Source organism: Bradyrhizobium sp. NBAIM08 (genome assembly GCF_020193935.1).
Lineage (GTDB): Bacteria > Pseudomonadota > Alphaproteobacteria > Rhizobiales > Xanthobacteraceae > Bradyrhizobium > Bradyrhizobium yuanmingense.
In genome coordinates this window covers 36,581-51,688 of the sequence record NZ_JADYVR010000023.1, presented here as the reverse complement: position 1 = coordinate 51,688, position 15,108 = coordinate 36,581, and the positions used below count along the sequence as shown (strand labels likewise).

The 15,108-nt window shown below is 58.4% G+C and carries 9 protein-coding genes and 5 pseudogenes; 11 read left to right on the top strand and 3 right to left on the bottom strand.

The features are described 5' to 3' along the window. Both I6F37_RS37055 and I6F37_RS37045 read left to right on the top strand, forming a co-directional pair. The coding region (locus tag I6F37_RS37055; protein ID WP_225145759.1) for a thioesterase domain-containing protein at positions 1 to 1,066 on the top strand (1,066 nt) is incomplete at its 5' end. Positions 1,067 to 2,348: 1,282 nt separating this feature from the next. Continuing rightward, positions 2,349 to 2,861 (top strand): hypothetical protein, encoded by a 513-nt coding sequence (locus I6F37_RS37045; protein ID WP_225131115.1) that lies wholly within the window; start codon positions 2,349 to 2,351, stop codon positions 2,859 to 2,861. A gap of 231 nt (positions 2,862 to 3,092) precedes the next feature. Here I6F37_RS37045 and I6F37_RS37040 read toward each other — a convergent pair whose 3' ends face one another. Further along, complete coding sequence (locus tag I6F37_RS37040) at positions 3,093 to 3,776, bottom strand: helix-turn-helix domain-containing protein (RefSeq protein ID WP_225131113.1); 684 nt, start codon at positions 3,774 to 3,776, stop codon at positions 3,093 to 3,095. A 559-nt stretch (positions 3,777 to 4,335) separates the two neighbouring features. On the opposite strand from I6F37_RS37040, the gene I6F37_RS37035 reads away from it, so the two are divergent. Beyond that, positions 4,336 to 4,617, top strand: a complete 282-nt coding sequence (locus I6F37_RS37035) for a DUF3551 domain-containing protein (protein ID WP_128947516.1) — start codon at positions 4,336 to 4,338, stop codon at positions 4,615 to 4,617. A gap of 238 nt (positions 4,618 to 4,855) precedes the next feature. On the opposite strand, the gene I6F37_RS37030 is transcribed toward I6F37_RS37035, so the two are convergent. Further along, the gene (locus I6F37_RS37030; protein ID WP_225131111.1) at positions 4,856 to 5,080 is read right to left on the bottom strand and encodes a hypothetical protein; all 225 of its coding nucleotides are present in this window, start codon (positions 5,078 to 5,080) and stop codon (positions 4,856 to 4,858) included. Positions 5,081 to 5,397: 317 nt separating this feature from the next. Here I6F37_RS37030 and I6F37_RS37025 point away from each other — a divergent pair. The 8 genes and pseudogenes from I6F37_RS37025 to I6F37_RS36990 all read left to right on the top strand — a co-directional run. Then, a pseudogene (locus I6F37_RS37025) lies at positions 5,398 to 6,016 on the top strand (LLM class flavin-dependent oxidoreductase); the annotation flags it as partial. Positions 6,017 to 6,129: 113 nt separating this feature from the next. Continuing rightward, entirely contained in the window at positions 6,130 to 7,149 is a 1,020-nt protein-coding gene (locus I6F37_RS37020) for an IS110 family transposase (protein WP_225131109.1), read from the top strand. A 200-nt stretch (positions 7,150 to 7,349) separates the two neighbouring features. Then, a pseudogene (locus tag I6F37_RS37015) lies at positions 7,350 to 8,535 on the top strand (IS3 family transposase). 89 nt (positions 8,536 to 8,624) lie between these two features. Continuing rightward, a complete protein-coding gene (locus I6F37_RS37010) occupies positions 8,625 to 9,668 on the top strand; it encodes an IS110 family transposase (RefSeq protein WP_225131108.1) in 1,044 nt (347 codons plus the stop codon). A gap of 281 nt (positions 9,669 to 9,949) precedes the next feature. Next, positions 9,950 to 10,135 (top strand): annotated as a pseudogene (locus I6F37_RS37005) (dimethyl sulfone monooxygenase SfnG); the annotation flags it as partial. Positions 10,136 to 10,181: 46 nt separating this feature from the next. Then, a pseudogene (locus I6F37_RS37000) lies at positions 10,182 to 10,415 on the top strand (ABC transporter ATP-binding protein); the annotation flags it as partial. 23 nt (positions 10,416 to 10,438) lie between these two features. Then, positions 10,439 to 11,041, top strand: a complete 603-nt coding sequence (locus I6F37_RS36995) for an acyl-CoA dehydrogenase family protein (RefSeq protein ID WP_225131106.1) — start codon at positions 10,439 to 10,441, stop codon at positions 11,039 to 11,041. A 2,190-nt stretch (positions 11,042 to 13,231) separates the two neighbouring features. After that, positions 13,232 to 14,155, top strand: a pseudogene (locus I6F37_RS36990) (TRAP transporter large permease subunit); the annotation flags it as partial. A 629-nt stretch (positions 14,156 to 14,784) separates the two neighbouring features. Here I6F37_RS36990 and I6F37_RS36985 read toward each other — a convergent pair. Beyond that, a complete protein-coding gene (locus tag I6F37_RS36985; protein ID WP_225131104.1) occupies positions 14,785 to 15,075 on the bottom strand; it encodes a hypothetical protein in 291 nt (96 codons plus the stop codon). Positions 15,076 to 15,108 lie beyond the last annotated feature (33 nt).

Below are 15,108 nucleotides of genomic sequence, written 5' to 3'. Positions count from 1 at the left end.
GTCGCCGCAAGGTGCGGTCGAGACGGCGCTGGCGCAGATCTGGGCCGAGCTCCTTGGTGTCGAGCGCATCGGGCGCAACGACCACTTCTTCGAACTGGGCGGCCACTCGCTTTTGGCCGTGCAGATGCTCAGTCAAGCATTAAATCTTGGGCTGAGTTTTAGCGCCACCGACCTCTTCCGAGCCCCTGTTCTAAAGGAGCTTGCATCGAAGATTCGTTTGCAGGTGCAGCCCAGTAACACGGCGGTGATTCCCGTTCGAGCGACCGGATTGCAGCCACCTCTCTTCTTTGTCCCCACAGGTTTTGGGGATTGTTCGTATGTCCTCGGTTTGGCAGCGGAAATGGATGCAGACTGCTCGGTCTACGCTCTGCCATGGCCCCCTTTGGATGACGTTCGTCCACCGACTCTTGAGACGATGGCCGTGGAGGTGATTCTTGCGATTAAACAGATCCAGCCCCGTGGCCCATACCGTTTTGCTGGATACTCATCAGGTGCAATCCTGGCTTATGCAATTGCCGAGCAGTTACTGAGTGTTGATGAAGTTGTGTCATTCATGGCGTTCATCGATGTCAGTCTACCCGCGGCTTCTTCAAACGGATCACTGAAGAATTTGGCGCGAGAATTTGTTTTGGATCGTTGTGGAATCTTGCGCGATGAGTATCACGAGGTTCTGGAACGCGACACCGAACCATGTTCCATCTCTGAGTTGCTTGAAAAGGCGCAGCAAATAGGAGCGTTAGCTCCAGATCACGATCTTCGCAGTGACGTTTCAATGTATCAAAGGGCCGCGACATTTCACCGCGCGCTACAATCGTATCGCGTTCCGTCGCTCGCGATTGAAATACATCAGTTCTATGCGAGTGAGCCTCTCGTCAGTCGTTGGGTACCATTTGACAAACGACCCAGTAGCGACTTGCCAAACCAGGGCTGGGACCGGGTCGTGGATGCTGGGGCTATTCGTGCCGTACCGGTTCCAGGCAACCACGCGACAATGGTGAGCAATCCAGAAAACCGCCGAGTTCTGGCTCGAGCCATTTCAACAGCCTTGATCGGGACTGTTGAATAGACCGAGAAAACTTTCTCCGAAAGCTGAGGGTTCGAAGCTTCGTCTCGAGATCCGCCGCTGCTCGTTGGTTTTTCCCTGGACCTGTGCGCACACGTCGTCGATCGGCTGAAAGCTGATCTCAGAACTCCAGGCCTTCAGATAAAGGCGCCCGCTTACTCTTCCACGTATTCCACTCATCCAGAATGGCACGATCGATATCGAGTGCGGCGGAACTGCCAGCAGCAAGCAGAGTCAGGAAGCCGAGTGACGGTCAGTCCCTCCTTCAAGTTATGCTGTGTCTCGTCAATTTTGCGATGAAACTGCCAATCCTACGATCGAAGGAAGGAAAGGTTTACTTTCAATAAGGCGCTGACATCTTAGTTCGGTTTTTAACAGCCCCGCTGTGGCGTCGATGCCGCGTCGAACGCAACCTGAAATTACACCTGATACTCCACTTCGCCTTGCCGATGCTGTGAAGGTCGCATTTCCTTTGGGAGGAATGACCGTCGCGGGTTTGCGTCGTGAGCGCGACCGTAATCGACTGGTTATCGAGAAGATTGCGGGCAAGGAATTTACAACGCTGGCTCATATCGGACGGATGAGAGAGCTATGCCGCGAAGAAGCAAGGGCGCCCGACTTCAGCTCAAGGCTGCCCGCCGAAACAAGAGCGCATAAATCACTCACCGGGCAATCTGGATCATCAGAGACAACGGCCGGGATGTCAGCACAGGCTGCGCTGCAGATGAGATTGCGGCCGCGGAGGAAAAGCTAGGAGATTACATCAGCTCTAAACACACGCCAAAGCGAAGAATCCTCCACATAGACGATATCGCTATCGCGGATGTCCTCTCGATTTATTTGGACGCGCAGTTAGACAATCTTCGCGGCCGTTTCAATGTCGATAGCGAGAGCAAAGATACGATCGCCAATATCCGCAACTTTAAGAAGCGGATCGAACCGTTGAACGGGTGGGGGGGGGTAAAAATGCCCGAAGCCATCCCAGTCATCGTGAATGCTTAACGCGGGGCTGGCCGGTATCGAGAGGTACGTCGATCCGCTTGCCGCTCTGGTCAGCCGCTACGATCACGTGATCGGCGTACAGGGTGCCAGTCGTGCAATGTTTTGTTGCCATTGAGCTGTAATCCGGCTTGGTCCGACGTCACCGCCGGCTGGTAGCGATCGCCGGCGCCGACGCCCAACTCTGTTATCGCGACTCCGATTATCGCACTATTCGCGATGGCTCTGAGCCACCGCGCTTGGTGGCCTCATCCTTGTTCAGGCGTAAGTCCTCGAGCAGGTCGAAGTGTGTCCTCTGCGCCTTGGAGTCCGTAGGCGCAAGTGCAACGAGCAGATCGAAGGTCTGACGAAGCGATGCGCCGAGACCACCGAACTTGACCGGAACCCGCAAGGCTCCAAACCCCGCCGCTTTGAGCAGCTTTATCGCTTCGAACGGGACAACGCGGTTTCGCTCGCGCTCCACCGCCCCCGCGGCGATCCCCTCAAGCACAGGCCGGAGCGAATCGCTTCTCGAATGGAATGCATTCAGTTTTACGCATTGATCGTATCCACGTCATGCGTTCGCCGCCCCGACTCTGCGATGACCCATTTCGCGCAGCTGATTTTTTTCCTTGAATGGCGCGCCGCCTCGAACGAATGTCTTGGATCCCGCAGAAATACAGTCTGGCTCTCCAACGACACGGGAATATTCTTCGTGAGCGTGGATTTTCGGTCTACTGAGTTGCGCGGAGAGAAGCAGAACAATGACCATTCACCACGTGGGCCCCATATCAGCGATGTAGAACTGGAGAACGGCTGAGCGTCTATTCCAAAGGACGGGTTGCCAAAATGCTGACCGGTTGGCTCAACTGTCTGTATGATCCGGCGGTGCTTACCGGCACCGTGCGAAGGCACATCGTAGCGTTCAGGAAATAGTGCTCGAAAGCTGACTGGTGCGCCTCAGAGATGCGGACCAATTTATGTCTGAAAGCCGGTAGTTGCTGCGCGAGCGATCCTGGCCTCGACCGAAGGGTCTTACGCCGTCCGCGATTTAGCTTTGCAGGTCAACGCTCGCGAGCCGCTGCCGGTCCAGAATCACGATCTCGCGTTGAGTATTGCCGATGAAATCGAGGACGCCATCACTGTGCAATTGCGATACTGCACGCGAAACGGTCTCGATGGTCAGGCCAAGGTAATCCGCGATATCACGCCGAGACATTGGCAGCGAGATAACGTCAGCAGCCGTGAGCCGTTCATCCATTTCGTGCAAGAACGCGGCAACGCGCTCCAGAGCGGTTTTGCGTCCAAGCAGCAGCATGTGGTTTTCGGCGTGCTGCAAGTTATTCGTAGTCAGGCTGAGCAAAGTGCGCCAGACAACCGCGTCAGTCTCGGCCACCGTCTCAAGATGTTGCCGCCTGATCAGGCGAACAGTGGTTTGGATGATTGCTTCCGCCGTGAATCGGTGGGCTACGCCGTTCTCGAGTCCAAAAATATCACCTGGCAAATGAAATGCGCCGATCTGACGGCGTCCATCGGGGAGTAACTTGCAAGTCCGTACCGCGCCTTTTCTGACCTGATAGACGTACTCGGCTGGGTCACTCTCGATGTAGATCGTCTTACCTTTCTTGTAAGTGAATTCGCTCAAGCTGACGATCGGATTTGACCCGCTCGATATGCCGAGCTCACTGAGCGAATTGATGCGGGATCTTTGGTCTGTGGTGATGCTCACAAACATGGTCCGACACTCCTAAACCAGAATATGCGAAGGGAATTGGAGCCTCGCGAATAAATTTGGTGCAATCTATGGATGCCTGCACAGTATTTAACAATCATCTATGAAAAAGAAGTCGTGTCCTTGTGACGCAGTGCCCGCGCAACAGTCGAGGCGAGGCAATTGTGGCCTTCGATCGTCGAGGATAGGTGCCCGGCAACACGCCTCAGAGCGAATGAAACGATCCTAGATTTGACTGCTGTACGAGTGTTCTGCTGCGCGAAGGCGCCAAGTCGCGGTTAAAAGATGCGTTTCGCCGGGCGGTGTCGCTGGAAGGCTGCTTCGAAATGCCGGCGGGTTAGCCCAGGACCGAGGACGGGTCGAATAATCCGCTCCAACCCTCTCATTGCTCCCCACCCTTATATCCAACGTCCTGCTCAAGTATCCCGCTCGGGTCTCTGTCCACGGGTGATGGTCTTGCTGACGATAGTCCGACTGGACCCACCATCCGCCATTGATTAAGATCAAACCGCTTTATTCGGATCCTCTATCCTTCAGCGAATTAACGGAGGCAAGAGATCTCATGCGCTACGTTCTCGCTATCGGAGTGCTAACACTTCCTATCCTCGTCGGCTTTGGATCAGGCTCGACCGCCGCTTCACGGGTTCATTCGTACACCCCACCGGCCCGGCAAGACGTTTATTGCTTGCAGGGCCGAGCCTGGGGATATCCGGGCAACTGCCAGTTCTCAACCTATAGCCAGTGCATGGCTACCGCCTCTGGCACATATGCCTATTGCGGTATCAATCCGATCTACGCCTTCGAGCGACAGGGAAGGCAATTCGGCTGGAGCGAACGTCGTTAGGTCAGCCAAGGACGGCGTTGGATGAACGGGCGGGCCGTCCAGGCTCTTGTTGCCGTTCGCTCGACCCCGCCTATTCTGCGCTGAATCCGTTGGGGCGTTCGTTTGATTGCGTCCAGTGCCGAGCGTGCTTGCATGTTGGACGGCAATAGCCGGTCCGACCATGCGAATTCGATGTCTCCGATCTCTTCGGCAGAGCAAGTGATCTCAGATGCCGGCGAATGCGATTGGAATATTCCAGTCAGCGGCCGAAGCCGCAGTATTTGGTGCAGATGGTCCGATGCCGCCGTACGGCCGTGGCGATTTGAATGACCTTCTGCGCGGCGAGGAAATGATCAGCTTGCACCCACACAGCAACAAACGATGCGTTCGCCGCTAAACAAAAGGAAGCTGATTTTCCCCGCGTGGCGAAAAATAGTTCGTCTTGGACTCGCATGGTCGAACAATCTCTGAGAGGATTGATCATCAGGCGATGGTCCCACTCAGGAGCGCGGACAATGCGCAACTACGTCTTCGACAACGTTACGCATTCGATTCCGAGCAAGCTCGTCGACCAGTTGTGTTCGTGTTGTTCCTGAGCGGCGTCTTAATTCATAGAGACGATCTGGCCTGAGATCGCTCCAGCTCCTCGAAATCAATAACGCAAACGCTGGCTGAACAGCAGTGTCGCGCCCGTTCGTCGTGATCGGCGTGGTCGCATGGTGCTGCGCGCTCAGGCCGCGCCTACCTCGCAGTAAGTGTCATTCTCAAGGGACAAACCACTAGTCTGTAAACAACGAACCGATCAAATTCGCCTACTGGGTGCCGAACGTATCCGGCGGGCTCGTGATTTCTTCGATCGAGCAGCGTACCAGCTGGGACATCGACTACAACCGGAAGCTTGCTCAGATCGCCGAAAAGGCGGGCTTCGACTACGCACTCAGTCAGATCCGATTCACGGCGGGTTAGGAGCCGACAAGCAGCACGAGCCGGTCAGCTTCTCGCATGCGCTGCTGGCTGCGACTGAAAAGCTCAAGATGATCGCCGCTCTCCTTCCCGGGCCATGGAATCCCGCCGTAGCGGCGAAGCAGATCGCGACAATCGGCCAGCTTACCAACGCGCGCGTTGCGGTGAATATTGTGTCCGGTTGGTTCCGCGGTGAATTCCACGCAATCGGAGAGCCTGGCTCGATCACGATGAGCGCTACCGGCGTTCGGAGGAGTTCATCAATGCTCTGCGCGGGATTTGGAGGGAAGAGAGCTTCACACTCAAGGGGGACTTCTATCGGTTCAACGAGTACTCGCTGAAGCCGAAACCGCTCGATCCGCTGCCCGAGATCTTCCAGGGCGGCTCTTCGCGCGCCGCCCGCGACATGGCCGCTCGCGTGTCCGACTGGTACTTCACGAACGGGAATACGCCCGAGGCAGCCGCTTTACGGAAGAGATGGGGTATTCGGTCCCGATCGTCTGACCTATTTGCTGCGCGGCACGTTTTGGCTGACGATCATGGACCAACTCCATCCGAAGGAGAAAAGTCATGATCTACGTCGGCCTCGATGTTTCGCTGAATTCCGTTGCGGTATGTGCGGTGGACGAGACCGGAAAGCTTATCCGGGAGGGAACCATCTTGGCGGATGCGCCATCGATTGTGCAGTACCTCGAACCATGGGCTGGTCAAGTTCAACGGGTGGGCCTTGAGGCAGGACCGACGTCAGAATGGCTGACCGCAAATCTAATCGAACTGGGGCTGCCGGCCGTCAGTTTGGAAGCCCGCCAGGTTAAGGCGGCACTTTCGGCCATGCCGGTGAAGACCGATCGGAATGACGCCCGTGGGATCGCGCAGGTGGTGAGAACGGGATGGTTCAAGCCTGTTCACGTCAAGAGCATCGGCAGTCAAAGGGCCCGGACGCTGGCCGCGGCTCGCAAGCATATCATCCGCTCCATCGCTGCCGCAGAGCAAGTCATCCGCGGACTTCTGCGTCCGCTCGGTCTCAAAGTAGGAGTCGTCTCGCGGAGTCTGTTCGCGACGCGAGTTCGTGAGTTGGTCGGCGATGACGACTTGCTGGAGGCGATCATGAATCCGCTGCTTGCCGGACGCGAAGCGCTGATGCGGGAGTACGGCCGACTGCATCGTCTGGTTCTGAAGGCCGTGCGCAGTGACCCGGCTTGTCGGCTCTTGATGACAATGCCGGGGATCGGCGCGGTCTCTGCGTTGACCTTCCGCTCCACTGTGGACGATCCGAGGCGATTCCTGCATTCTCAATCCGTCGGTGCCTATCTCGGGTTAACGCCCCGGCGATACCAATCTGGCGAGGTTGATCGGGTGGGACGGATCACAAAAGTCGGAGATGGAGAGACGCGCACAGCCCTGTTCGAAGCTGCCAACGTTGTTCTCAGGCCATCAACCCGATGGTCTCCGATGAAGGCTTGGGCGGTGCGTGTTGCCCACCGGCAAGGAAGCAAGCGTGCGAAGGTCGCGCTGGCCAGAAAGATGGCTGTCGTCCTTCACCGAATGTGGATTGATGGAACCGAATTCCGATGGACGGCGGTGGCGTAAGGACGCCGTCGCCATCCCAAGAGACGCCCGTCGCGGGGCGTGGGGATGGTCGAGTTCGTATGATCTGTCGTGGCGTCCGCCCTCCAGGCGGCTGACTACGCCGAAGAGCTTGAACCGACCATTCAACCGAACCCCATCGTGTGGCGGCTTTGCCGACCACGAACAGAAGCAAGGTACCCGCGGCACGCGCTCTTAAGGGATTGACAGAAGCAGACCGAATACAGAAGCAGATCATCGGGATTTTGAAGGAGCACGAAGCTGGCGTGTCGGTTGCCGATCTGTGCCGGACGGCGTCAGCGATGCCAGCATCTACAAATGGAAAGCCAAGTTTGGCGGGATGGAGGTATCGGAGGCCAAGCGGCTGAGGACGCTGGAGGATGAGAACACGCGTCTGAAGCGGCTTTTGGCCGACGCCATGCTGGACAATGCTGCGTTAAAGGACCTCCTGGGAAAGAAGTGGTGACGCCCGCGGGGAAGCGGAAAGCTGTCGCCCATCTCATGGATGCCCACGGGATGAGCGAACGGCGGGCGTGTAAAGCCATCGGCTGTTGCCGCATGACCATCAGATACCAGACGTCCCGGGCGGATGATGCCGCCCTGCGCCAACGCATGAGGGCGCTCGCCCAGGAGCGCCGTCGCTTCGGCTATCGGCGCCTGCATGTTCTGCTCAGGCGGGAGGGCTATCTGGTCAACCACAAGAAACTGTTCCGGCTCTACCGGGAAGAGAGGCTCGCGGTTCGTCGCCGTGGCGGCCGCAAGCGGGCGATCGGGACCCGAGCGCCGATGGTGGTGCCGATAGCGCCGAATGACCGCTGGTCGCTCGACTTCGTCTCGGACCAGCTCACCGATGGCCGCCGCTTCCGCATCCTGACCGTGGTCGACGAGTGCACGCGCGAATGCCTGGCGTTGGTGGCCGATACCTCGCTGTCGGGCTCCCGGGTGGCGCGGGAGCTGGACCGGCTGATCATCGAGCGCGGCAAGCCCAAAATGGTGGTCAGCGACAACGGCACCGAATTGACCAGCAACGCCATCCTGACATGGGCCGATCAGAGCCGCGTCGCCTGGCATTACATCGCGCCCGGCAAGCCGACGCAGAATGCCTTCATCGAAAGCTTCAATGGCCGTCTCCGAGACGAATTGTTGAACGAGACGCTGTTCACGTCGCTGGCCCAGGCCCGCGTCGAACTCGGACATTGGCGGGCCGACTACAACGATACGCGACCTCACTCGCAACTCGGATGGAAAACACCATCGGAGTTTGCCTTCACCTGCAACCCGCGACGGGATCTGGCGCTGCGCTATGCCGATGGCTCCGCACCAGCTCCCGTCGCTACCACCGCCCATTCGGCTAAATCCAACAGCCGGGGCGAACTCAGGACTGGATAAAACTTGATGTGGTGGAACGGCCCGCTCCAACAGCATCAAAGTGCTAGAACGTGGTCGTTGTTCGAACGCCACAAAGGAGGGACCGTTCCGTGAAACAGGTTATCACCATCGGGCTCGATCTGGCCAAGCACGTTTTCCAGGTTCACGGGGCGGATGCCGAGGGCTCACCCGTGTTCAACCGGAAGCTACGGCGCAGCGAAGTTCTGCGTTTCTTTGAGAAGCTGCCACCATGCCTGGTGGGAATGGAAGCATGCGGTAGCGCCCACTATTGGGCACGCGAGATCGCAGCTCTCGGTCATGAGGTCCGGCTCATTCCGCCGGCTTATGTCAAACCCTTCGTCAAGCGTGGTAAGACGGATGCGGCGGACGCGGAGGCCATCAGCGAAGCGGTGACCCGAAAGACCATGCGCTTCGTGCCGATTAAGACGGCTGAGCAACAGGCTGCCGCGATGGTGCTGAAGACCCGCGCTCTTCTAGTGCGGCAGCGAACGCAGGCGGTCAACGCGTTGCGCGCGCATCTGGCAGAATTGGGCATCATCGCCACCGCCGGCCTGGCAAAGGTTGAGGCGCTGGTCGCAATCATACGGGATGAGACAGATGCTCGCCTGCCCGCAGCAGCGCGCTTCGCGCTGATGGCTATTGCCGACGAGATTGAAGCTTCAGCCGACCAGATCGAGAGGCTCGAGCGCGCAATCGTTGTGGAGGCCAAGCGCGACGAGGACATGCGTCGGTTGACCACAATCCCTGGCGTCGGCGCCATTACGGCGGCGACCATCAAGGCGCTTGTGCCGGATCCCGGCGGGTTCAAGTCGGCTCGCCACTTTGCCGCCTGGCTGGGATTGACGCCGCGGTCTCATTCAAGCGGAGGCAAAGAGCGGTTGGGACGAATATCGAAGATGGGAAATCCGGAACTCCGCTCTCTCCTCGTTGTCGGGGCAACGGCCGTCTTGCGGGTCGTCCGAAACGACGCTCGGGCGCGGCCGTGGCTGAAGGCCCTTCTTGCCAGACGGCCCTTCAAGGTTGCCGCCGTCGCGCAGGCCAATAAGACAGCGCGGATCATCTGGGCGCTCCTGAACAAGGGCGGAAGTTATCGGCGTCCCGACCCATTGGCGGTTACCGCGGTGACGCAGTGACCACCAAAATGATCTGACCGGCGCAGGCCGGCAGAGGGCAAGGTGCAACAACAGGCGATGAACCCTTGGGACGAAATCCCGAAACGAGTGAAGCTACTGCCCCCAATGCGCTCAAGCGCGTAAACTTGATTTGGCTCCTCGTTCCGCGGATCTCATCGAGGCCAGCGGCCATATTGTGCCGCGCGCAAAGGCCGGACATATGACCGCACCGTCCCAATGTGTGAAATCGACTGAAAAAGCTCTTGCCTCGCGGGCCGTTCCACATATGGGGGCAAGGTCAGAACCTGATCGGCACGCCGCAGCAAGTCGCTGAACGGATCATCGAGCTCAAGCATGCCGGCGCCGACCTGATCCTGCTCGGGTTCCTGCACTTCCAGGAAGAGGTCGAATATTTCGGCAAGCATGTGATCCCGCTGGTCCGCGAACTCGAGACAAGGACGCCCGTACGCGTTCAGGCTGCCGAATAGGTGTAAAGCGAGGGGCAGCCACGTGATGGCGATTGCGACAGGGACGCTGAAGCAGCTGAACAGCGAGCAGGGGCTTTCAATCCTGGTCGCGGAACAGAATTCGACGGTGGCGCTGCGCTTTGCCGACCATGCTGTCGTGCTTGAGAGCGGCCGTAGCGTGCTGTCCGGCTCGTCAGTCGAATTGCACAGCCGCGACGACATCAAGGCCCTTTACCTCGGCGGTTCGCCGCAAACCGACGCCGCCGAGAAACCGCTCATCCATGCCGTTGTCGCAGTTTGACGAAACACAAGGGAGAATGACCAATGGCTAACGACAATCTTGCTCGCAAGTTCGATTCTGACATCTATTCTCGGCTGGATGCCGCGATTGATGCGACCGTAAAGGTCAATGCCGATCGCAATGATCTGGAAAGTCGCTTTCCAAGAGAAAATCTGAGGGCATTGGCGGAAGCCGGCTGGACCGGCGTGTTGAATGAATCACGCTTTGGGGGCCTCGCTCTTGGCCATGTTGATTTTGCCGAAGCCGCTTACCGGATCGGACAGGCCGATGCATCGACCGGCCTCGTCTATGTCATGCATGTCGGCGCGGCTCAGACGATCAGCCTGTTTGGTAACGACGACCAGAAGGAGCGCTGGCTCAAGGCGAACAATGGCGCCCTGCTTGGCACATATTCGACCAGCGAGCGCGCCACCGGTGGGCACTGGTGGTACAACCTCTCCGAGGCATCGCGCGAAGGCGACAATTATCTCCTCAACGCAGAAAAGTCGTTCACAACGAGTTCCGGCCAAGCTGATTTCAGCTTCGCGACAGCGTTGACGGGAACACCATCATCTTCTTCCAGTTCCGTCAGTGCCATCAAGATCATCATTTGCGGACCTGTAATGCCGAGCGCATTCGCCTGGTAGGACCGAAGATCGTCAAGGCATATGTCGATCGATCTGATCTCCCATGTGAAGCGCCTCAGTAGATCCTGACTCACGCGCAGCTCCTTCCGGAGGCGTGTCGCTAATCCAGGCAGCTTGGGTGGCATCTGATCTCAGGAGCTCCATCCTCGAAACGATTGGCTGCTGGCCGGGCTCAACAAAAGGGGACCGATCTTCGCTGATCGCTTCGACGTCCCAAGCGCCCGATCTAAAATCAATCGCCACACTCGGACGAGTTCGTTCCGGTTCGATATCTAAGAGGAGGAGCCCCGGTCCAACTTGGACTGTATCACGTCACTTCACCTAATTGTCGTAACTAAATCCGTCAAATACTTGAGAATGTCCGCAGGATTTTCGTAGATCGCGCCGCTTGTGCGCAGTTATTCTGCAGACATATCCTTGATGTCGCGAATCGTAGACAGCGAGTTCGAGCTCGGGTTGCGCAGGATGTCCTTGCCATAAGCGCCCCAAAGAACGAGACTGATCTCGCACAGCTTCATCGGGGCACGGGTCCCCACGGCCTTGCGGCGAGCCCGCCGTTTGCGGACGGTGAGCCCTTCCTCGCGGTAAAGAGAAGTGGGTGCCGATCCAGAAGGACATGGCCAAGCTCGGCATCAACTTCAAGGACAACTGGGTTATCAGTGGTCGAGACCTTCGCCGAATTGGTCGGGCTGGTTTAACTGCGGACCTCTTTGGCTAAGGGGCAGCAGGTGCAGCAGCCGCAGTTTCCTGTTGCTTCTTCAGCTCCGCGACTTTCGCCAGCACAGCCGCCCAGCGCGGCGCAGAGCGCCGCAATCGCAAATTGACGCATGAAAAATTACCCCCAAGACCGGAGGCGACTATAGGGCGAGGGACCCGAGAGCAGCAACAATTCTTTGACCGCCGCCCCCCAACGGCTTGGGGGTAGCAGGGTCGCATACCGCATAATATATAGCGGTCGAATCGCATCAAAGCAGTTGATGACGGCCCGAATCGAGGGATTGTGACAACCTGCAAAAAACGCAAGGCTTGATTCCCTAGCGTCTAACGCTAGTAATTCGTTAAGAATTGCTCGCGCGACTCGAATAGTCGCAGATCTGGGGAGGAACTATGGCAAGGCGGGTTAACGGCCCGTTAACCATAAACGACGACAGTCAGTTCGTCGACGACCAACCCATTGAAAAGAATTCGAACAGCCACTTTAACGCAGGCCTACTGCAACGAATGGTCGTGCTTGGTTGTTCTGTAGATCCGGTCCGCCGGAAAAAAGGAGGCGGTGCCCATGAGACACCGCCCCAAGTCACTGAGATGCGGACTGTTCAGCTTAGCTGGGCAGTCCGCGGCAGTGGGCGATGACCCACTCCCATTTACCGAGGCGGAACCGTGTGTAAGCGCGAACGCTTACAGGGCGGGTGCCGCCACAGTGCGGGTAGTGAAACATGCTGTTTCACCTCCTTTCCGAGATCGCGCCAGGATCGAGCCTGGCCCTCCTTCGACGAGCGAAGCCGCCGAAATCCATGTAAGTCGTGACGACTTCCACGCATCGCGGAGTGGGCGATTCGGATGCACCATCTAGCTAAATGAACGAATCGTCAGAGAGTCGCAAGGGTGGTTGGCTGCTATCCAGCTTTTTCAGTGGAAGGGCGCGGTGATTCGCGCCCAGTTACCAATGGCGAGAAGGTAACTGCGGCCGAGATCGAGAAGCTGAACAAGTAGTTGGCCACGATCTTGACAGCACTGTCCCCGACGCTGCCGGTGGTGCGGATGTGGTCTCGCAGTTTGACGGCACCTGTCGTTTATGACACGTGCGTCCCGCCCTGAGGTGGGCGCATGATTGCTGCTAAACGAGGGCCATTGCTGTGCAGCGCTACTATCTTCCGATTATCCATAACGGACAACTACAGGCGGACGATGCCGGCGAGATGTTTGGCTCAGCCGCTCTCGCGAGCCAGTACGGCGCCCGGGTCGCTCATGAGATCGGCAGCGATCCCGAGTACGATCCAGGGAGTGGCACAGTGGTAATAGTTGTCGATAGCGCCGGTGTAGAGATCGCGCGGCATGCGGTTGGCCGAGCTGCCTGGTAAACTTCCCACCGTGGGAAGTTTAGCTCAGGTCACTTTGCGGCTTGTGTGAACGACCCTGGTGCTGGCGACTCCTTTACTTCCGTTTTCGCTGTTCTCGGCCAAGCCACTCTTGGCTGCGGTGGCTCCTGTGCTGTTTCCCGAGATGCGGCAGCGCGGGGCCAAACCGGGTGACCTCGTTGCGCTTCTGGCGGCAACCGGAGCGCAGACCGAAACGATCCCGCCCTCGCTAGTCCTGATCACAATCGGCTCGGTGACCGGCGTGTCGATCTCGGCGCTCTTCACTGGCGGGTTGCTCCCGGGCGTGGTGCTCGCGGTCATGCTCGCGGCCGTGGTCTGGTGGCGATATCGCCGCGAGGACCTGTCTCACGTCAAAAGGGCGAGGGCCCGGGAGATTGGCCGCGCCTTCGTCATCGCGATACCGGCCATCGCGCTGCCTTTCGTGATCCGGACCGCGGTCGTCGAAGGCGTCGCGACTGCAACGGAGGTCTCGACCATCGGCATTCTTTATTCGGCCTGCGCGGGTCTCTTCGTCTATCGCCAGTTCGACTGGCGTCGCATCTATCCGATGCTGGTCGAGACAGCCTCGCTGTCAGGCGCGATTCTGCTCATCATCGGCGCGGCGACAGGCATGGCCTGGGCACTGACCCAATCGGGATTTTCTGCCTCTCTGGCCAAATTCATGACCAGCCTTCCCGGCGGGGTCCCCGTCTTCCTGGCCGTGACGATCGTGACTTTCGTGATCCTCGGCAGCGTGCTGGAGGGAATCCCGGCTATCGTCCTGTTCGGCCCGCTGCTGTTCCCGATCGCGCGGCAGGTCGGGGTGCACGACGTCCACTACGCGATGGTGGTCGTTCTCGCCATGGGCATCGGCCTGTTCGCGCCGCCGTTCGGCGTCGGTTACTATGCCGCCTGCGCCATCAGCCGCATCAACCCGGACGAGGGCATGAAGCCGATCGTGGGCTACATGATCGCGCTGCTGATCGGCACCCTGATCGTCGCAGCCGTGCCCTGGTTGTCGATCGGCTTCCTTTGACGAGCTCGGCAGGAGCCTCGCGGAAACCCGTGCCTCCTGCTCGGGCGAATTTCGGCAGGTAAAGGGGCAGGCCGTCGCAAGGCATATCGATCTGCTCGACCTGGCCCTTGCCAACCTCCGTCACCCGGAGCTTCTTGCCTCCGAGCGTGAAGGCACAGTTCGTCGGCTGAGGCCCAGTTTGCAATTGTTGCCGAATCTGCTGAAGTGAGACTTGTTGATCTTCGAGGACCGAAATGGTTGACGTGACCTGGCGCGCGCGATTTCGTTTGAAACCAGCGCCACCTTCGGGCAGCGTCAAGAGGTCATATTTCGCGACGACCGCCGGCTTCTTCGTGAAGATGATGCTCAAGGTCTCGTCGAGCTGATAATACCCTCCCAGTGTGAGAAAATCGGTGCCTGGCGGGAATGTGTAGGTGTAGCTCGCGGTCCCATTGAATTTCACGGCGACCTGAGCCGTGAATTTGGGGTTGTCGATGGCCGAGCCTGCGAGAGCCGTGGCCTGCACGGAACGATAGAGCCAATCCTTGATCGCCAGATTCTTTGTGAGCGAATGGTACGAAATCGTTTCGCACTCGCAGGGCAGGGCACTATCGAGGATAGGTTTTTCAGAGTCGAAATTGATCGACGCTTCAGGTATGGCTGCCCCTCATATCAAGGGTGACGCCGTTACCACCGCCGATGACCCAGTTCGAGAAGGGTGTCGTCGCCGTAGCGGGCACCTTCCGCGTCAAGCCGACACCAGGAACGATATCCGCTTCTGATTTTGGATTGAGTGTGACCGCGATCTTCCAGTTTCGTGCATTGAACAGTTCATGCGGCACCTCGCGGTCAAGCGTGCCGAGCGCATCCTGGAGCTCGCAGGCCGAATGGAGCATGATCTCCCCCATCGGCAGAGCCCAGTCCGGAGCAATGTCGGGCACGATGACGCATCCGCCGAGCCCGCCTGCCAGCAC

What these genes read in the sequence shown, in the direction of transcription:
- I6F37_RS36995 (WP_225131106.1), top strand. Translation starts at nt 10,439, where the DNA reads ATGGCTAACGACAATCTTGCTCGCAAGTTCGATTCTGACATCTATTCT.
- I6F37_RS37035 (WP_128947516.1), top strand. Translation starts at nt 4,336, where the DNA reads ATGCGCTACGTTCTCGCTATCGGAGTGCTAACACTTCCTATCCTCGTC.
- I6F37_RS37030 (WP_225131111.1), bottom strand. Translation starts at nt 5,080, where the DNA reads ATGATCAATCCTCTCAGAGATTGTTCGACCATGCGAGTCCAAGACGAA.
- I6F37_RS37040 (WP_225131113.1), bottom strand. Translation starts at nt 3,776, where the DNA reads ATGTTTGTGAGCATCACCACAGACCAAAGATCCCGCATCAATTCGCTC.
- I6F37_RS37020 (WP_225131109.1), top strand. Translation starts at nt 6,130, where the DNA reads ATGATCTACGTCGGCCTCGATGTTTCGCTGAATTCCGTTGCGGTATGT.